The 19,691-nt window shown below is 38.5% G+C and carries 13 protein-coding genes; 8 read left to right on the top strand and 5 right to left on the bottom strand.

Translation table 11 applies throughout. The annotated features are described in order from the left end of the window. Positions 1–8 precede the first annotated feature (8 nt). From BXY75_RS11705 to BXY75_RS11695, 3 genes are all read right to left on the bottom strand, one after another. Positions 9–7,871 (bottom strand): beta strand repeat-containing protein, encoded by a 7,863-nt coding sequence (locus tag BXY75_RS11705; protein ID WP_121907936.1) that lies wholly within the window; start codon positions 7,869–7,871, stop codon positions 9–11. Between the two features lie 334 nt (positions 7,872–8,205). Further along, positions 8,206–9,153, bottom strand: a complete 948-nt coding sequence (locus tag BXY75_RS11700; protein WP_121907935.1) for a phosphoribosylaminoimidazolesuccinocarboxamide synthase — start codon at positions 9,151–9,153, stop codon at positions 8,206–8,208. Positions 9,154–9,163: 10 nt separating this feature from the next. After that, a complete protein-coding gene (locus BXY75_RS11695) occupies positions 9,164–10,117 on the bottom strand; it encodes a PhoH family protein (protein WP_121907934.1) in 954 nt (317 codons plus the stop codon). Between the two features lie 109 nt (positions 10,118–10,226). Between BXY75_RS11695 and BXY75_RS11690 the strand changes: the two genes are divergently transcribed. The 8 genes from BXY75_RS11690 to BXY75_RS11655 all read left to right on the top strand — a co-directional run bounded on the left by BXY75_RS11690 (position 10,227) and on the right by BXY75_RS11655 (position 18,619). Further along, on the top strand, positions 10,227–11,060 hold the full coding sequence (locus tag BXY75_RS11690) for an SAM hydrolase/SAM-dependent halogenase family protein (protein WP_121907933.1): 834 nt from the start codon (positions 10,227–10,229) through the stop codon (positions 11,058–11,060). Positions 11,061–11,114: 54 nt separating this feature from the next. Continuing rightward, the gene (locus BXY75_RS11685; RefSeq protein WP_121907932.1) at positions 11,115–11,411 is read left to right on the top strand and encodes a putative quinol monooxygenase; all 297 of its coding nucleotides are present in this window, start codon (positions 11,115–11,117) and stop codon (positions 11,409–11,411) included. A gap of 166 nt (positions 11,412–11,577) precedes the next feature. Further along, positions 11,578–12,297: a gliding motility-associated ABC transporter permease subunit GldF gene (gene gldF, locus BXY75_RS11680; RefSeq protein WP_121907931.1), complete on the top strand. Its 720-nt coding sequence runs from the start codon at positions 11,578–11,580 to the stop codon at positions 12,295–12,297. Further along, positions 12,294–12,608 (top strand): GIY-YIG nuclease family protein, encoded by a 315-nt coding sequence (locus tag BXY75_RS11675; protein WP_121907930.1) that lies wholly within the window; start codon positions 12,294–12,296, stop codon positions 12,606–12,608. The genes gldF and BXY75_RS11675 overlap by 4 nt, the downstream gene beginning before the upstream one ends. A 76-nt stretch (positions 12,609–12,684) precedes the next feature. Beyond that, the gene (gene gldG / locus BXY75_RS11670; protein WP_121907929.1) at positions 12,685–14,373 is read left to right on the top strand and encodes a gliding motility-associated ABC transporter substrate-binding protein GldG; all 1,689 of its coding nucleotides are present in this window, start codon (positions 12,685–12,687) and stop codon (positions 14,371–14,373) included. 141 nt (positions 14,374–14,514) lie between these two features. Then, a complete protein-coding gene (gene dnaN / locus BXY75_RS11665; protein ID WP_121907928.1) occupies positions 14,515–15,633 on the top strand; it encodes a DNA polymerase III subunit beta in 1,119 nt (372 codons plus the stop codon). A gap of 176 nt (positions 15,634–15,809) precedes the next feature. Next, positions 15,810–16,619, top strand: a complete 810-nt coding sequence (locus tag BXY75_RS11660; RefSeq protein WP_121907927.1) for an alpha/beta fold hydrolase — start codon at positions 15,810–15,812, stop codon at positions 16,617–16,619. A gap of 5 nt (positions 16,620–16,624) precedes the next feature. Continuing rightward, positions 16,625–18,619 carry a PAS domain-containing hybrid sensor histidine kinase/response regulator gene (locus BXY75_RS11655; RefSeq protein ID WP_121907926.1) on the top strand — a complete coding sequence of 665 codons (1,995 nt, stop codon included), beginning with the start codon at positions 16,625–16,627 and terminating at the stop codon, positions 18,617–18,619. Between the two features lie 101 nt (positions 18,620–18,720). On the opposite strand, the gene BXY75_RS11650 is transcribed toward BXY75_RS11655, so the two are convergent. Further along, positions 18,721–19,131: a DUF1573 domain-containing protein gene (locus BXY75_RS11650; RefSeq protein WP_245962962.1), complete on the bottom strand. Its 411-nt coding sequence runs from the start codon at positions 19,129–19,131 to the stop codon at positions 18,721–18,723. A gap of 172 nt (positions 19,132–19,303) precedes the next feature. After that, positions 19,304–19,672: a DUF4870 domain-containing protein gene (locus BXY75_RS11645; RefSeq protein ID WP_121907925.1), complete on the bottom strand. Its 369-nt coding sequence runs from the start codon at positions 19,670–19,672 to the stop codon at positions 19,304–19,306. Positions 19,673–19,691 lie beyond the last annotated feature (19 nt).

Raw genomic sequence — 19,691 nt, 5'->3', positions numbered from 1 at the left:
TTTAAGTACTATTTAGCTAAAATCAATCTATGTGTTGATATTACGTTTTCAGAAACCACATTGATTATATAAATTCCATCTGCGAAAGCATTAAAGTCTATTTCATTAGCTCCGCTATTCGATGGGAAATTCTTCACCATTCTACCGGAAGCCATTTCAATAATTGTGATCTGTACCTCAGCTCCAATCTCATTAGGAATATCAACAGTAGCATATCCTTTTGATGGGTTCGGATAAACAGTTATTCCAGATCCATTCAAAGAAATATCTTCAATAGAAAGTAAAATATCCTGAGCTTCAAAAGCTCCCATATCACGAACTGTATCAAATACCGCTTGTCCAATCTGATCATCGAAAGCATCTGCCGGGTCACCAGCATTATAAGCTAAAGATCCAACTAATAATTCATGTGTTTGAGTTGTTCCTCCATTATTCTGAAGAGGTCCTAACATCGCATCAGCTTCTTCCAAATCATTTGCCTGTGCTGGGAATGCATTGGCATCATCGGTTCCAATTAGATTGTAATCGTTTGAAACAAATGTACCATTCACATCCATACCAGAAGCAGCTGTATTTGTAGCCACAATCGTGTTTTTTAATGAAGTTGTTGTTTCACTATCAATTCCACCACCGTTTCCAGCAGAAGAATTCATCGCTACCGTTACTGCATTTAAATCGAAACTCGCACCATCATTGGCTATACCACCACCATTTGAAGTTGCGGTGTTACCGGAAATCGTACTCGTCGTTGCAAATGCAATACCACCAGTGTTGTTATAAACACCACCACCTTCAGCAGCCGAGTTTGTATCTACGGTAGAATCTACAATATTCATTGTAGTTCCATTCTGATTCCAAAGTCCCCCACCCTGATTTGCCGCAGCATTTCCTGATATAGAACTCAATGATATATTAATCGTTCCAGTTGTTCCTGTAATATGGAGTCCACCACCATTACCTGGAGCTGGAGTTCCTGCAGTTCCGTTTACATCGTTATTCATCATTTCCGAAGAAACGAACGTCAACGTACCATCTATTAATTCTATAGCACCACCAGCACGATTCGCTGCATTTCCTTCAAAAGTTGCAGCGGTAACAGTCACATTACCTGCTGTACTAAGCAAACCACCACCTGAACCTGAAGCTCCTGTTGCTAGATTATTAGAAATAGTAGTTCCATTAACAATATCAAGTGTACCACCATTATTAAATACACCACCTCCACCATTGTCGGCAGCTGCACCTTGAGCAGTATTTCCATCAATGGTCATTCCATCAATTGTCATTGTTCCTAGACTATTCCAAAGAGCTCCACCTTCGGAAGCTGCTATATTTCCAGTTGCAGATCCACCTGTAATAGTAGCATCTCCCATTCCAGTAATATGCAGTCCACCTCCGTTTCCGGGTGCTGCTGAAGCTGTATTGTTTGTCAAAACCACGTCAATAAGATTAATCATGTTTCCTGCAATACTATTTTCTTCGATTCCACCACCAGCTCTGCTCGCTATATTGCTATTTAATTCTGAATTTGAAACATTCAGACTACCTTGATTATTCAAGATACCACCACCAGAACCAGAGGCCCCGTCGGCAATATTATTTGAAATCGTAGCATTTGAAACATTTAGTGTTCCACCTTCATTGAAGATTCCACCTCCACCTTGATCGGCATCGGCTCCACTTGCTGTATTTCCATCTACTGTTGTTCCATCCATGGTCATGGTTCCTCCACCATTCCAATAAGCTCCACCTTCGGCAGAAGCAGTGTTTCCAGTTGAAGTACCACCTGTAATATTCGAATCTCCAGCACCTGAAATATGTAATCCACCTCCGTTACCAGGAGCAGATGCAGTGCTGTTGTTCATCATATTAGCATTTGTAAGTGTTAGTACACTTCCGGCCACCGATTTCTCTTCAATCGCACCACCAGCTCGCATTGAAACGTTTCCACTTAAGTCTGAATCGGTAACAGTTAATGCTCCAAGATTATTCAAAATACCACCACCAGAACCAGAAGCTCCATCAGCTATATTGTTTGAAATAGTTGAGTTCATTACTGAAAGTGTTCCTCCTTCGTTGAAGATTCCACCTCCACCTTGATCGGCATCAGCTCCACTTGCTGTGTTTCCATCTACTGTTGTTCCATCCATGGTCATTGTTCCACCACCATTCCAGTAAGCTCCACCTTCGGCAGAAGCAGTATTTCCAGTTGAAGTACCACCTGTAATATTCGAATCTCCAGCACCTGAAATATGTAATCCACCTCCGTTACCAGGAGCAGATGCAGTGCTGTTGTTCATCATATTAGCATTTGTAAGTGTTAGTACACTTCCGGCCACTGATTTCTCTTCAATTGCACCACCGGCTCTCATTGAAGTGTTTCCACTTAAGTCTGAATCGGTTACAGACAATGTTCCAAGATTATTCAAGATACCACCACCAGAACCAGAAGCTCCATTAGCTATATTATTTGAAATCGTCGCATTAGAAACCACTAGTGTTCCACCTTCGTTGAAGATTCCACCACCACCTTGATCGGCATCGGCTCCACTTGCTGTATTTCCATCTATTACAACTGAATCAACAGTCATCGAACCACTACCACTCCATAGACCTCCACCTTCCGAAGAAGCTGAATTTCCATTTACGGTACCACTAGTAATTGTTGCATTACCAGGACCTGTGATATGTAATCCACCTCCATTACCCGGAGCCATTGACGCTTGATTATTATCAAGATTTACATTAAACATAGTAATAGTTCCTGCTCCAGCAGTCGAATTATCTTCAATACCACCACCTGCTCTTCTTGCGAAGTTATTAGTGATTGCAGAATTGTTTACTGTAACACTACCACCATCAACATTTTGAATTCCACCACCAGAACCTGATGTTCCCGTTGCGTTATTATTCGAAATAGTTGTTAGGTTTTGTACCATTAATGTACCTCCATTGTTGAAAATTCCACCACCACCATTGGTAGCATCATCTCCATCTGCTTCATTAGCATCCAATAATGAACTATCTACAGTCATCGTACTTCCTACTTGATTCCATAATCCACCACCTTCAGAGGCAGCCTGATTATTAGTAATCGTACTTGCAGAAATCATAACCGTTGCTATAGCTGTAATATGCATTCCTCCACCATTTCCAGGAGCAGGAGTACCAGCGGTTCCATCAACATTATTACCTATCATAGAACCATTGGTCATATTAAAGATCCCGTTGATAATTTCTACACCACCCCCTGCGCGATTTGCAGCGTTGGCATCGATCATTCCGCCAATGATTGTAATATTTCCATCGGTCGATAGTATTCCACCACCAGAACCTGAAACACCAGTCGCATTGTTACTCTGTGCTGTTACATCTATAAGTCCCATGTTTCCACCGTTATTATAGATACCTCCACCACCTTGTCCACTTACGGCGTTGTTTAAATTGACCATAGTATTATTAAGGTTCATAACACTTCCGGCTTGATTCCAAAGTCCACCACCTTGATTGAAGGCATTGTTTGCTGAAATTGTTGCGTTATTAATATTGGTAGCAGTTACACCAGAAATATGAATTCCTCCTCCGTTACCCGGATTAGGAGTACCAGCAGTTCCATTTACATCGTTTAATGCAACAGTAGTCCCTGTAAGATTTAATGCACCATCAATTACTTCGATTCCACCACCGGCACGATTCGCATAGTTTTGAAAGATCGTAATGTCGGCAATATTCACAGTTCCAGCTGTAGATAAGATACCACCACCAGAACCAGAAGTTCCGTTTGCTATATTTCCTTGGACTACAGTTCCTGTAAGGATATCAAGCGTACCTCCATCGTTATATAAACCACCACCACCATTATCGGCATTTGGTCCACTAGCGATATTATTTGTTACAGGAGTACCATTTATTGTCATCGTTCCAGCACCATTCCATAGTCCACCACCTTCAGCAGCAGCTATGTTCGCATTAACTGTTCCACCTGTTATGGTAGCAGTTGCAGTTCCTCCTAAGTGAAGACCACCACCGTTTCCGGGTGCAGCTACCGCGGGAGCAACACCAACATTATTTGTATCTAAGGTAGAATCTGTAAGATTCAAATTACCACCGGCGATTTCAATTCCTCCACCAGCTCTATTAGCTCGGTTGTCGGTTATTATTACGCTTGTTGCGTTAACAACTCCACCAGTACTTAGAATACCACCACCAGAACCAGCGGTTCCATCGGCAATGTTATTTGTAATTGATGTTCCAGCTAATACATTCAATGTCCCTCCATCATTATAAAGACCTCCACCACCATTATCGGCGTTCGGTCCACTTGCGATGTTATTTGTTACCGGAGTACCATCTACAATCATAGTTCCGCCACCATTCCATAGTCCACCACCTTCGGCAGCAGCTATGTTTGAATCGACAGTACCTCCTATAATACTTGCCGTTGCAGTTCCACCAACGTGAAGTCCACCACCGTTTCCGGGAGCAGCTACCGCAGGAGCAACACCAGCGTTATTTGTATCTAAATTCGTATTGGTTAATACTAAAGCACCTCCTGCAATTTCAATTCCACCACCAGCTCTATTAGCCTCATTACCAGTTATGATTGCGCCATCTATTGTAAGTGTCCCACCGGTACTAAAAATTCCACCTCCGGAACCTGCAGTTCCATCAGCATAATTATCGGTTATGGAAACACCTGCGTTTACATTCATGGTACCTCCATTATTAAAGAGACCTCCACCACCATTGTCTGATGCGTCACCGCTTGCGCCATTTGCCGAAACTAAAGTCGTTCCTGACACGGTCATTGTTCCACCGTTGTTCCAGAGTCCGCCTCCTTCCGAAGCAGCCACATTTCCGAAGACAGATCCGTTAGTATATGTAACAGTAGTTGCCCCACCAGTTACATGCAACCCACCTCCATTACCAGGTGCTGGAGTTCCACCGGTAGCAGTTCCATCTACGTCATTATTAATAAGATTTGTATCTGTAAAGTCTGCGGTTCCATCTACAATTTCAACTCCACCCCCAGCGCGGTTTGCACCGTTAAACTGAATGTTAGTTCCTGTAACAGTTACGGCACCGGCAGTACTAAATATTCCACCTCCAGAACCAGAGGCCCCATTAGCTAAATTATTTCCTATTGTAGTACCTGCATTCACTGTAAGCGTTCCTCCGTTATTGAAGATTCCTCCACCACCATCATGGGCGGCAGCACCGCTTGCTATATTCGCGTTTAATGTTGTTCCATTAACAGTCATGGTTCCGGTACTATTCCATAGTCCACCACCTTCACGACCTGCAATATTATTTCCAACAGTACCTCCATTAAATGTAGAATTCGCAGTTCCTGTTATATGCACTGCTCCTCCATTTCCTGGATTCGCACCTGCATTATTTTGGTTTAAATTGAAGTTTCCTCCCATTAATAGTGTTCCGTCAATAACTTCAATAGCACCACCGGCACGATTTGAAGAATTGAAAGCCATTAATACATCGGTCATGGTAACATTACCATTGGTGCTTAAAACAGCACCACCAGATCCTAAAACTCCATTGGCTACATTATTTGAGTAAGCCCCACCATTAAGAACAAGGGTTCCACCATTATTATAAACGGCACCACCACCATGGTCAGGATCATCACCGCTGGCCATATTTCCATCCATAATTGGAAAGTTAACTGCTAAGGTTCCTGTATTATTCCATAAACCACCACCTTCAGAGGCAGCAAGGTTATTTGAAACATTACAAAAGAAATCTAAAGTCGCGTTGGTTGTTCCTGAAAGGTGAATCGCTCCTCCGTTTCCAGGGTTTGGATTAATTGGATTACCAAGTCCTATATCAACACCGGCCGCATTTCCTTGTAAGGTAACACCACTCAACATTAAAGTTCCACCTGAATTATCTTCTATGGCTCCACCAGCTCTACTAGCATAGTTACCATTTATTGTAGATCCCGACTCAATGATTAGTGTTCCACCAGTATTATTGAAGATTGCTCCACCACGTCCACCGATTAATGTTCCATCGGCTATGTTTTGAGTTAACAATGTTGCAGCATCGATATCAACAGTTCCGCCACCAAGGTTGAAGATCCCTCCACCACCAGTGTTCGAACCTAATGCACTATTTCCAGTAATGGTAGAACCATTAATATCCATAGTTCCGTTGTTATTCCATAAGCCCCCACCTTCGTTGGCTGAATTATTAGTTATAATACAATTATTAAAGAAAGTATTTATTGCGCCAGTAGCATGAAAACCACCTCCATTACCTGGGTTAGGTGTTGCGATGCTATTGTTGTCAAAGGTTACATTATTAAAGATGTATCCCGCTCCTGCGAAGCCGTTGATCTCTAATCCACCACCAGCTCTATTGGCTGTATTATTAGCAATTGTAATTCCGTCTATGGTTAAAGTCCCTTGTAACGCTAAGATTCCACCACCAGAACCTAAAGTTCCTGAGGCCGTATTATTAGTGATCGTAGTTGTTCCTCCAACTATAAGTGCACCAGTATTATTAAAAATTCCTCCACCACCATCATCTGCAGCTGCGCCACCTTGAGCATCGTTACCATCGATTTGCGTGTCGGTTATTGTCATTGTTCCACTTCCGTTCCATAATCCACCACCTTCAAGTGCAGCGATATTTCCATTTACCATTCCGCCGGTAATATTGGAATTAACAGATCCGGTAATATGAAGTCCACCCCCATTTCCAGGAGGTCCTGTTACTGTATTTGTTGAAAGGTCTACATTTGTTAGATTCAATACTAATCCATTATTGTCTTCGATACCTCCACCAGCTCTAACTGCCGAGTTACCGCTTATTTCTGAATCTGAAACCGTTAACGAACCCATTAAATTTAAGATCCCTCCACCAGAAGCTGCTGTTCCAACGACAGAGTTTCCTGTTATTGAAGATGCATTCTGAACATTTAAAGTTCCTGTGTTATTGAAGATTCCTCCACCACCATCATCGGCACCAAGTGTAGTTGTAACGGTGTTTCCACTTATTATAACTCCATCAACCGTCATAGTTCCACTTCCATTCCAAAGAGCGCCTCCCTCGAGGGCTGCACTGTTATTCATCATTGTTCCTCCCGTGATTATGGAATTAGCGCCTCCGGTTATATGCAACACACCACCATTTCCTGGGGATGAAACACTTCCGATTGCACTGTTACTTGAAAAATTAGAATTTGTAATCGTAACAAGACCTGGAGATTTAATCTCGATCGCACCACCGGCACGATTTGTAATGTTATTTGTAAATGTTGAATTTGAAACAGTAAAGGTTCCTGAAGTAATATTTCCTACAGCACCTCCACTACTAGAAGTTGTATTAGTAGCTTTGTTATTTGTGAAAATACATGTATCTATTAACAAATTCCCATTATCGATCCCAAGAGCACCCGCTCCGTTCAATCCATTTGTTGTATTACCTGCAAATTCAGAATTAAGAACCGAGGCGTTGGCTACGTTTCTAATTCCTACCGCACCTGCATCTCCAGTTGCTAAAGCATTACGGAAGGTTATTCCATCGATCGTTAGCATATTGAAATTTAGCGCACCGAATATTCTGGCAGCGTTTCCACTGGCATCAATTATGGTGTTTCCAATGCCATTACCAGTGATGGTTAAATCATCGGTGATACCTATTTGCCCTGAAGTAAGGTTGATAGTATAGTTAGCATTAAATGTTATAGTATTTGCTCCCGCTGCTGCATTCGCTAAACCCACGGCGGCTCTAAGCGAACCAGGGCCACTATCGGCATTGTTTATAACGACATATTGTCCGTAAGACAAAGTCGTTGTTAGTAAAATTGAAACAACCATTAGGAAGTTTCGAGTAACGGTCTTTTTCATAATTTGAGTTTTAAATTAATTATTCCCAACTCCATAAATGAGATAATAGAACCTTCATAAAACAAAAAAAAACGAGGCCACTGTAAATAATCAGCGATTCGTTTTTGATAAATTTAGTAGAAAATCTGTAATCTTATTATCATATATATTCAGTTGGTTTTGAAGGAATGACATTTTATAATCATCTATCAGGTATACCTACGCAGAAAAAAAGCAAGTGGTTTCTAAATGATATGTTAAAGTTTCTCTAAGTACATTTTACTGATTGTTCCAAAGAAAAAAGGTTCCTTAATTAAAAGAAACCTTGAGTAGATATTTATAATGTAATAAAAAGTTACTTTAAATATGAAAGTACGTTTTTTTCAATTCGTATATGAATATTTGAAACATCCGCCTTCATGAATTTCTCACCAGTTATATTCTCGTAGAGTTCAATATATCTTTCTGAAACAGTTTCTATATATTCATCACTCATGGTTGGAACTTTCTGCCCTTCTAGGCCTTGAAATCCGTTTTGAATTAACCATTGACGAACAAATTCTTTTGAAAGTTGCTTTTGAGCTTCTCCTTTTTGCTGTCTTTCTGAATAGCCTTCTGCGTAAAAATAACGTGACGAATCCGGAGTATGGATTTCATCTATTAAAACGATCTTTCCTTCTTTTGTTTTTCCGAATTCATATTTCGTATCGACCAAAATAAGGCCTCTTTTAGAAGCGATTTCGCTTCCACGCTGAAACAATTTTCTTGTGTAATCTTCCAACTGAAGATAATCGTTTTCAGAAACAATCCCTCTTGCAATAATATCTTCTCTGGAAATATCCTCGTCGTGATCGCCCATTTCAGCTTTGGTAGCCGGAGTAATAATAGGTTCTGGGAATTTATCGTTCTCCTTCATCCCTTCAGGCATTGCAACGCCACATAAAATGCGTTTTCCAGCTTTATACTCACGAGCTGCATGACCACTCATATAGCCACGGATTACCATTTCAACTTTAAAAGGATCGCAAGCTACTCCTATCGCTACATTAGGATCTGGAACTGCCGTTAACCAGTTTGGCACCAAATCTTCAGTATCCTTCATCATCTTGGTAGCAATCTGATTCAGGATCTGTCCTTTATAAGGTATCCCTTTTGGCATAACGACATCAAAAGCGCTTAGCCTATCCGTAGAGACCATTAGCAAAATATCGTTTTCTAAGGTATAGACTTCGCGAACTTTTCCGTGGTAAACTTTCTTCTGTCCGGGAAAATTAAAATCCGTTGCGACTATGGTGTTACTCATGTTATGCGATTTAATCTATATTTTCAATGCTTTTATAAGCAGCAATCACTTCTTTCACCAATCTGTGGCGAATCACGTCTTTGTCATCCAAATAAACCATTCCAACACCTTTAACATCTTTTAGTACGAGTAATGCTTCTTTAAGTCCTGAAGTTACACGTCTTGGTAAATCGATCTGGCCAGGATCGCCGGTGATCATAAATTTGGCACTTTTACCCATTCTTGTTAAGAACATTTTCATTTGGGCGTGTGTTGTATTTTGTGCTTCATCCAATATCACAAATGCATTGTCCAATGTTCTTCCCCGCATAAAAGCTAAAGGTGCAATTTGAATCACTCCTTTTTCAATATAGGCATCCAATTTTTCATACGGAATCATATCACGAAGTGCGTCGTACAAAGGTTGCATATACGGATCCAATTTTTCCTTTAAATCACCTGGAAGAAATCCTAGATTTTCGCCTGCTTCTACAGCAGGTCTAGTTAATATGATGCGTTTTACCTGCTTTTCTTTTAGGGCTTTAACTGCCAAAGCAACGCCTGTATATGTTTTACCGGTTCCGGCCGGGCCAACGGCAAACACCATATCATTTTTACCCATCAGCTCAACTAATTTTCGCTGATTGGCGGTTATTGCTTTAATTAATTTTCCGCTAACTCCGTGGACCAATACTTCTCCGCTACTGGCAGAAGTCTCATAGTCATCTTTGCTACGGCTTTGCAATACACGTTCGATCACATTTTCATCTAGCTTATTATACTTCACAAAATGTTCTAGCAACATATTCATCCGCCTATCGAATTCGGCCAACTCTTCTTCATCGCCATAAGCCTTTATTCGGGTACCTCTGGCTACTATTTTAAGTTTAGGAAAGTGTTTTTTTAAAATGTCAATGTTTGCATTTTTTATTCCGAAGAAATCAACCGGATTGATCTCTGTAAGTTCGATGATAATTTCGTTCAAAAGCCTTGTATTTAAGAATTATTCATACAATACTAAAAATAGTTTTGCTACTCACAAAAGTAACCTATTTTTGTGGTAATAGTAAAAACTAAATATCAACAATTCATTTATGCCAATCATTACACTTACAACCGATTTTGGTGAAAAGGATCACTTTGCAGGTGCGGTAAAAGGAGCGATTTACACCGAATTGGAAAATGTACGAATTGTTGATATCTCTCATACTATTTCACCTTTTCACCTTACCGAAGCGGCCTATATTATCCAAAATGCATATCGCAGTTTTCCTCCAGGAACAATCCATATAATTGGTATTGACAGCGAGTTAAATCCTGAAAATAAGCACATTGCAGTTTCGCTCGACGGACATTACTTTATATGTGCTAATAATGGGATAATTTCGATGCTAACTAATGAAATTAATCCTGATAAGATTGTCGAAATAAATATTCACGATAGAATAACAAGTAATTTTCCTGTTTTGGATGTCTTCGTGAAAGTGGCTTGCCATATTGCCAGAGGCGGAACTTTGGATGTTATTGGAAAATCAATTTCAGAAATTAAAGAGCTTACCGGTATAAAACCAGTGGTGAATGTAGATTCAAGTCAGATTATTGGAAACGTCATTTATATCGATAACTACGGAAATGTAATCTGTAATATCACCAAGTCACTCTTTGAAGAAATAGGAAAAGGACGTGACTATAAAATCACCGCACGAACGGCTAGTTTCACCAAAATTCACACACATTATAGCGACGCCATTAATTTTGAACTGCCTTCCGATAAAAGGGAAGAAGACGGTAAAAAACTGGCACTTTGGAATTCTTCTGGATATCTGGAAATCGCTATTTATAAAAGTAATCCTAGTACCGTAGGAAGTGCATCCACATTGTTCGGACTAGGTTTTCGGGATACGATTACGGTGAATTTTGAGAAGTAGATTGGATTGTTGGAAGCTGGGAGCTGGGAGCTAGATAAATAATAATTGAGCAAGATGTTTACAAGAATAGTCAAGATGGAGTTCAGAAGCGAGGAGATTCCTGCTTTTTTGGATAATTTTGAAGCCATAAAAGAGAAGATCAGGAGCTTTCCGGGCTGTCTGTTTTTAGAATTATATCGTGATAAAAATAATGACACTATTTTCTTTACTTACAGCAAATGGGACAAAGAAGAATCGTTAGAAAATTATAGAGGAAGTGAACTGTTTAGAGGTGTTTGGGCAACAACAAAACCAATGTTCCGTTCTAAAGCGCAAGCCTGGAGTGTGGATACGTTGCATTCTTTGATGTAAGATGTAAGATGTAAGATTTGAGATTTGAGATTTGAGATTTGAGATTTGAGAAGTAAATTAGCATTAATTTGTCACTTCGAGTGATATTAAATGACCGATAGGGAATTAATCCCGATGCTTCGGGAGTATCGAGAAGAGTTGAAAGAAAATAAAAATAATTGAATAAATGATTGCGATAATTAGAAAAGAAATCAACTCGTTTTTTGCCAGTACCATTGGGTATTTGGTGATCGGCTTGTTTCTAGTTATCAACGGACTGTTTTTATGGGTGTTTAAAGGAAATTACAATATTTTCGAGGCTGGATTTGCTGATCTTTCTGCATTTTTTGAACTTGCCCCTTGGGTGCTACTTTTCCTTATTCCCGCTGTTACCATGCGTGCTTTTAGTGATGAAATGAAAATGGGAACGCTGGAGTTATTACTCACCAAACCAATCACGTTAAATCAATTAGTTCTTGGGAAATACTTTGGCGCAGTATTGCTTATTTGTATCGCTTTGCTACCTACTTTCCTATATGTAAATACAATTTCTGCATTAGGTAATCCTTCAGGTAACTGGGACGTTGGAAGCACCATTGGCTCTTATATTGGCTTGCTTTTTTTAGTAACCGCCTACACCTCTATTGGAATATTTGCATCTACCCTATCCAAAAATCAAATCGTGGCGTTTATTATTGCTGTCTTTTTATGCTTTGCGCTTTATTACGGATTTGAAGGGCTTTCCGAAATGAGTGACTTAGGAACAACATTGCAAAAATTTGGAATGAAAGCACATTTTGATAGCGTGGCTCGCGGTGTTCTCGATACAAGGGATATCTTGTATTTTATCAGTATATCGTTTCTCTTTTTAGGTTTCACAGTTTTAAAACTTCGCAAAGAGTCGTGAAATTATATCATGTATATATAGTGCAGTGTGGCGATGGGTTATTTTATACCGGATTTACTAGCGACCTTGAGAAAAGAATAATGGAACATAATTCGGGAAAGCATTCTGATGCATTTACATACATGAGAAGACCTGTTGAATTAAAATGGTATGAACAATTTTCTGAACCACAACAGGCAATAGAAGTTGAAAAGAAAATAAAAGGATGGAGTAGAAAGAAGAAAATTGCGATTATTGAAAATCGTTGGGGAGATCTACCAAATCTATCCAAAAATTATACTCAGCATGGGTCTTCGACAGGCTCAGACTGACATTAGCATACTAATCATAATAGGTAAATCATTGTCACACTGAGCCTGTCGAAGTGCTTTGTTTGAAAAATGCAATTTGAAAAAAAGAAATAAACATATCACCAAACTTGTATTACTGCTAATTGCAGTCGTTCTGATAAATCTCTTCGGAAGCTATTTCTATAAGCGATTCGATCTTACACAAGATCAGCGGTATACATTGTCTGAAGCGGCCAAAGGCACAGTTGCAGCGGTAGATTCTCCGATACTGATTGATGTGTTTTTGGAAGGTAATTTTCCGCCCGAATTTAAACGACTTCAGATGGAGACTAAGCAATTATTAGAAGAGTTTTCTGCCTATAACCCCAATGTTAAATACGAATTTATTAATCCGTTGGAAGATTCAGAAAATCCGGAAGCCGTAAGACAGCAGTTTCAGCAAATGGGACTCACAACTGCACAAGTTGAAGTACGAGAGAATGGTAAAGTTAGCACAGAATTTGTGTATCCTTGGGCATTGGCGACCTATAACGAAAAAACGGTTCGTATTCCGTTATTGAAAAATCAGTTAGGGACCACTTCCGAAGAACGTGTCAATAACTCCATTCAAAATCTTGAATATGCCTTTGCAGATGCATTTAGTAAGCTTGTTTTTCCGAAGAAAAGAAAAGTAGCCGTTTTAAAAGGTAATGGAGAGCTGGATGATCGCTACGTTGCCGATTTCTTCACTACCCTTAAAGAATATTATTACATCGCCCCATTTACTTTAGATTCGGCTGCTGTTGCTCCACAAAAAACGCTTCAGGATTTAAATGAATTTGATTTAATCGTGATAGCACAACCTTCTGAAGCTTTTTCAGAAACGGAGAACTACATCCTTGATCAATACGTGATGAATGGAGGTGCTTCCTTGTGGCTAATAGATGAAACTTTAGAACAGCTTGATGAGACCTCTCAAAAAACATTTGTAGTTGCCCGTGATCTTAATTTAAACGATTTGTTTTTTAAATATGGACTTCGGATTAATAAAAATCTGGTGGAAGACGTAATTTCGGCACCTATAATGTTGGCTTCCGGAAATGAAAATGATTCTCAATACAGTCGGTATCCGTGGTTTTATTTTCCGCTTACAGCAAGTGAAAATAATCATCCAATAATCACTAACATTGAAGCTGTAAAATTTGAATATGCAAGTTCAATTGACACTTTACCTAATGCGATAAAGAAGACAGTTTTGTTAGGGAGTTCGCAAATTTCAAAAATTGTTGGTCTGCCTCGTGAAATAAATTTTGACATAGACATTCCAAGAAACATAAATGTAGTGAATGAGGGACCGGATCCGAATGACTTCAGAGTAGGTAAAATCCCATTGGCAGTGTTATTGGAAGGGAAATTTACTTCCGCGTTCAAAAACAGAATAAAACCTTTTAAAGCTTCCGAAGATAAAACAGAAGGCGTTGATTCTAAGATGGTTGTGATTAGTGATGGTGATATAATAAAGAATCAATTTCAAGGAAACCGTCCATTAGAATTAGGCTTCGATAAAATGACGCAGGCGTTCTATGGCAACAAGGAATTTTTGCTAAATACAGTGAATTATCTACTCGACGATAGCGGACTTATAAACATTAGAACTAAAGAAATTGCCGTTCCTTTTCTCGATACACAAAAAGTTGCAGACGAGCGCACCAAATGGCAACTGATTAATCTCCTGTTACCGTTGGGATTACTGGCGATATTCGGCCTACTCTTTAATTACTTCCGCAAACGAAAATACACCCGTTAGTTGTTAATAAGTTTGTTTTAGGATACAACTCAATTAAAATATATTTGTAAGACGGCAATTTAGGTAAGTATTAACCTATTTCGCACGTAATTTTTAGTGCAATTCATTATAAATAGAAGCTATTTCTAAAAATAACCTTACATGAAGTTCATCGTATCGAGTTCGTATTTATTAAAGCAATTACAAGTTCTGGGAGGTATCATTAATTCCAACAACACTTTACCCATATTAGACAATTTTTTATTCGATTTAGATAATAAATCCTTAACCGTTTCAGCATCCGATTTGGAAACGACCATTTCTTCTCAATTGGAGGTAGAAAGTAGTGAGAATGGCAAGGTTTGTATACCTGCGCGTTTGCTATTGGATACTTTGAAAACTTTTCCGGAGCAACCACTAACGTTTACAATTGAAGATAACAATACTGTTGAAATAAGTTCAAATCACGGTAAATATGCACTTGCGTATGCAGATGGTGAGGAATTTCCAACATCAGTAGAATTGAAAGATCCATCTTCTACCAAAATTCAAGGAGACATTTTAGCCACTGCCATTAGTAAAACTATTTTTGCGAGTGGAAATGATGATCTAAGACCTGTAATGAGCGGAGTATTCTTTCAGTTTTCTACGGAAAGCTTAACGTTTGTTGCGACCGATGCACACAAATTGGTAAAGTACACTCGTGAAGACGTGCAGGCTTCGCAAGTGGCAGAATTTATTATGCCGAAGAAACCACTTAATTTACTGAAGTCTATTTTAGCAGGAAGTGAAGATCAAGTGACTATTGAATACAACGAGAGTAATGCAAAATTTACCTTCGATAATACTGAAATGATCTGTCGATTAATCGATGGAAAGTATCCGAATTATGAAGCTGTAATACCAAAAGAGAATCCGAATAAATTAAGCATCGATCGCAATCAGTTTTTAAATAGTGTACGCCGTGTTTCTATTTTCTCTAATAAAACAACGCATCAAATACGTTTGAAAATTGCAGGAGCCGAATTAAACATATCGGCCGAAGATATCGATTATAGTAACAAGGCTGAGGAGCGTTTAACCTGTGATTATCAGGGAGACGATATGCAAATTGGATTTAACTCACGTTTCCTTACTGAAATGCTTAATAACCTCACGAGTGATGAAGTTTCATTAGAGATGTCACTTCCCAATCGTGCAGGGATCTTAACTCCGGTAGACGGACTTGATGATGGTGAAAATGTGACCATGCTGGTAATGCCTGTAATGCTTAACAATTAAATCATCTCCTTCGAAGGGGAGGAAATGATTAGTTTCAAATAATTTTAACTATAATAAAATAAAAAACCCACTAAATAGTGGGTTTCTATTTGTAATGACGTTTAGCCTTTAAATGTCCAATTCCATTATAATAAGTGACGTTTTTTGAGTATTTTAACACTTACTAACAATTAACTATGAAAAATTCCGACTCAAATATTGAGAAATTATTCAATATTAAAATTCTAGGAAGTGGCACCCAACCTGTATTATTTGCACATGGATACGGCTGCGACCAGAACATGTGGCGTTTTGTTTATCCTCATTTTGAAGAAAATTATAAGATCATCTTATTTGATTATATCGGAGCGGGAAAGTCGGATCTTTCTGCTTATTCAAAAACAAAATATGACTCCCTCCAAGGCTACGCTGATGATATCATCAAGATTTGCGCTCACTTAAACCTCAAAGATGCTATTTTCGTTGGCCATTCAGTGAGTTCTATGATTGGTGTGTTAGCTATTAACAAAGAACCTTCGTTGTTTTCCAAGATGGTTTTAATTGGGCCCTCTCCTAGGTATATAAATGACAAGGATTATAAAGGTGGTTTTGAAGAATCAGACATCCAGGAACTCTTACATACGCTTGACAGTAATTATCTCGGGTGGTCAAAGGCAATGGCACCGGTAATTATGGGCAATGAAGACCGTCCTGAACTAGGTGAAGAGCTAAGCAATAGTTTTTGTACTACCGACCCTGAAATTGCAAAGAATTTTGCCAGAGTTACTTTTCTTTCTGATAATAGAAAAGATTTGAAACTGCTAGATGTTCCTTGCCTCATTTTACAATGTAGAAAAGATATAATTGCACCATTAGAAGTTGGTCAATATACAGCAAAATCTATAAAAAACAGTTCATTGAAGATTCTAGAAGCAACCGGTCATTGTCCAAATTTAAGTGCACCACAAGAAACTTCAGAAGCCATAAAAGAATTTTTGCAAACTTAGGAACTGTGAATAAAAAACAATCTACCAAAGGTCAAGATTTACATAGATTAAAAGCCGCTTTGGATTTATATGATAATGCTCCCTGTGGCTCTATTTGTTTTCATAACGATGGTCTCATTTTCGATATTAACAACACCTTAGCCGTATGGCTCGGATTTACAAAAGAGGAGATCATTAATAAGCGAACCTTGCCAAGTCTTTTTAAAATTGGTGGGCAAATCTTTTTCGAAACTCACTTTTTCCCTTTGATCAAGCTTCAAGGTTTTATTAAGGAAGTTTATTTCGATGTAGTAAGAAAAGACAAAAGTGTCTTACACGGTCTAATAAATGTGAGAGAAATCCCTGCGCAGGACGATGCGCCATTAACCTATCAAGCGACCGTATTGGACATGTCGGATCGATGGCATTTTGAAGCAGAACTGCTAAAGGCTAAACAGCAAGCTGAATCCGATTCTAAAGCAAAAGCAGATTTCCTTTCAACAATTAGTCATGAGATTAGAACACCGTTGAATGCTATTCTAGGGATAGGAAATCTTCTTCATAAAACACCTTTAAATAAAAATCAGAAAGACTATGCTCGTCTCCTACTCCATTCGTCTGAGCATCTCCTAAGTCTCGTGAATAACCTTTTGGATCTAAGTAAAATTGAAGCAAGAAAATTTGAGCTTGAGCATGTCGATTTTGATGTTTTTGATTTATCTAAAATTCTAGAGCAAACATTTTCTGTTAGAGCGAAGGAGAAAGGCATAGAGATGCGCGTAGATTTAGATACAGACGTACCTCGTTATCTTATTGGAGATCCGGTTAAACTCAATCAGATATTGACAAACCTTGTAGGAAATGCTATAAAGTTCACTAAAATTGGCTCGGTGACATTATCTATATCTGTCGCAAAAATGAGTAAACAAGAAGTGTATCTAGATTTTAAGGTTGCCGACACAGGTATTGGGATACCTTCTGAAAAATTAGAGTCTATTTTCCAAGAATTTTCTCAAGCCAGTTACGATGTGAACGTAGAATTTGGAGGAACAGGGCTAGGGCTAACAATTAGTAAAAAGTTATTGGAACTCCACGGCAGTAAATTATCGGTTAGCAGTAAATTAAATGTAGGTTCAAAATTTAAGTTTCGTATTTGCTACAAAAAATCTGATAAAGTCTTAGCTAAAAAAGATCTCTCAATCTTAGAATCTGAAAAGCACGATTTTGGTGATTTGATGGTTTTATTAGTAGACGATAATCCAGCAAATATTTTCATCGCAGAACAATATCTTGAGCAATGGAATATATCATACTTATCCGCCGAAAGTGGGAAGAAGGCCTTATCTATGATAACAAAACACAAGGTAGATCTAATATTGCTCGACTTGCAGATGCCCAAAATGGACGGTTATGAAACTGCTAAAAATATAAGAGACCTAAAACTCAATATGAAGCCGGTAATAATTGCTTTCTCTGCTTCTACTAAGGGTGAAGTTAATGAGCAACTTATGGAGGCTGGAATAGATGATCATCTTCCGAAACCATTTCAGCCAAAACAACTATATGAAATTCTGCTACGACATCAAAATGTCAATCCGCAAAGTCAAGGTCAACTTTCTTCCATTCCGAAGAAATCGTTGAAGAAATCAATGAAAAAAAGTAATCCAAAGCTAAATACTCCAAAAGTGAGTTTTAAGTTGGATCGCTATATAAAAATGGCCAATAATAAACCTGAGTACCTCAAAAAATTCAAGCTAAGTACGCTCGATGCACTTATAAGCTATCAAAAGGATTATAATAAAGCCATAGTTAAAAATGATATAAAAATGATTTCGGATCTTATTCATAAAAGTACCATGTCTTTATATTACATAGAAGCCGACCCTCTTACTGAACTTTTAATGGAAAGCAGAAGTATGCTCCAGGCTGAAAATAAAGATGAATCGCTATTGAACGATAAGGTAACTGAATGTAACAAAGAGTTTATTATAATCATAAATGGCTTAACCGAAAAAGATTAAATATTGTCATTAAAACCTTAGCTCGAATGTTGTGCTATTACAATATAAAATAAAGAACCCGCCAATTGGCGGGTTCTTTGAGTGGCAATTCAAATAAATAATTATTCTTTTTCACCTGCATGAGTTTCGGAAGTTTCAGCAACTGTAGGAGCCAAAATCTTTCCTTTTATCTTAATTACTTTTACTCCTTCACTTGCATTGGAAGTTAAGGTTATGGTTTTAGAAAAAGATCCAATTCTTTTAGTGTCATACTTCACGCCAATTTCAGCACTTTCGCCTGGCATCACTGGACCGTTAGGCTTAGTTGGTACCGTACAACCACAACTTCCCTTTGCTTTAGTAATAACGATCGGAGCATTACCAACATTTGTAAATTTGAAAGCACGAACACCGTCCGCATTCTGCGCAATAGTACCATAGTCGATTACATCTGTTTCAAACTGGAAAACACCTTTTTCTGAAGTAACTGTATCTTGAGCAAAAGCTCCGGCTCCAATTAGTAAGCAAATCATAAAGAAAAGATTACGAAAAGTCAGCGTATTTTGTGTGCTAGGTTTTAATATCATGGTATTGTTCATTGTGATTTGAATTTAATTATTAGTACAACACAAACTTGCAACTAAATTTTAAATTACCAACAAAAATAGGGGTTGAATACAGTACTAGACCCCTAATGAATTTGATTTAGGATATAAATCGTATAGTCATAAAGTAACTAGGAGCTTCTCCATTACTTGCTTTTACAGCATTTACAATAGGCACGACAAAAGAGACGATTCCTACAAGTATTAAGGTCAGAATTCCCAATCCCAGCAAAAAGATCGCCGGAATACTTAATACAGCAAACAGGATCATGCTAAGTTGAAAATTAATAATGGATTTACCATGTTCATCCATATGGTTAACTTCATCTTTCTTTGTCAGCCAAATAATAAGCGGAACAATTAAACCACCAAATCCGGTGATATAGGTCAGTAATTGTGATAAATGCGTAAGAACCAATAATTGAGTGTCGGTTCGCTTAGCGTACTGTGGTTGGGTGATGACTTCCATTTTGATTGATTTAAGTGAG

Source organism: Ulvibacter antarcticus (genome assembly GCF_003688405.1).
In the GTDB taxonomy this organism is placed as follows: domain Bacteria; phylum Bacteroidota; class Bacteroidia; order Flavobacteriales; family Flavobacteriaceae; genus Ulvibacter; species Ulvibacter antarcticus.
The sequence above is the reverse complement of the archived record's forward strand: the minus strand, read 5'-3'. Positions and strand labels throughout refer to the sequence as shown.

Excerpts from the sequence above, each read along its gene's own strand:
- BXY75_RS11705 (WP_121907936.1), bottom strand. The coding sequence starts at position 7,871 with ATGAAAAAGACCGTTACTCGAAACTTCCTAATGGTTGTTTCAATTTTA.
- BXY75_RS11700 (WP_121907935.1), bottom strand. The coding sequence starts at position 9,153 with ATGAGTAACACCATAGTCGCAACGGATTTTAATTTTCCCGGACAGAAG.
- BXY75_RS11690 (WP_121907933.1), top strand. The coding sequence starts at position 10,227 with ATGCCAATCATTACACTTACAACCGATTTTGGTGAAAAGGATCACTTT.
- BXY75_RS11685 (WP_121907932.1), top strand. The coding sequence starts at position 11,115 with ATGTTTACAAGAATAGTCAAGATGGAGTTCAGAAGCGAGGAGATTCCT.
- gldF (WP_121907931.1), top strand. The coding sequence starts at position 11,578 with ATGATTGCGATAATTAGAAAAGAAATCAACTCGTTTTTTGCCAGTACC.
- dnaN (WP_121907928.1), top strand. The coding sequence starts at position 14,515 with ATGAAGTTCATCGTATCGAGTTCGTATTTATTAAAGCAATTACAAGTT.
- BXY75_RS11660 (WP_121907927.1), top strand. The coding sequence starts at position 15,810 with ATGAAAAATTCCGACTCAAATATTGAGAAATTATTCAATATTAAAATT.
- BXY75_RS11650 (WP_245962962.1), bottom strand. The coding sequence starts at position 19,131 with ATGATTTGCTTACTAATTGGAGCCGGAGCTTTTGCTCAAGATACAGTT.
- BXY75_RS11645 (WP_121907925.1), bottom strand. The coding sequence starts at position 19,672 with ATGGAAGTCATCACCCAACCACAGTACGCTAAGCGAACCGACACTCAA.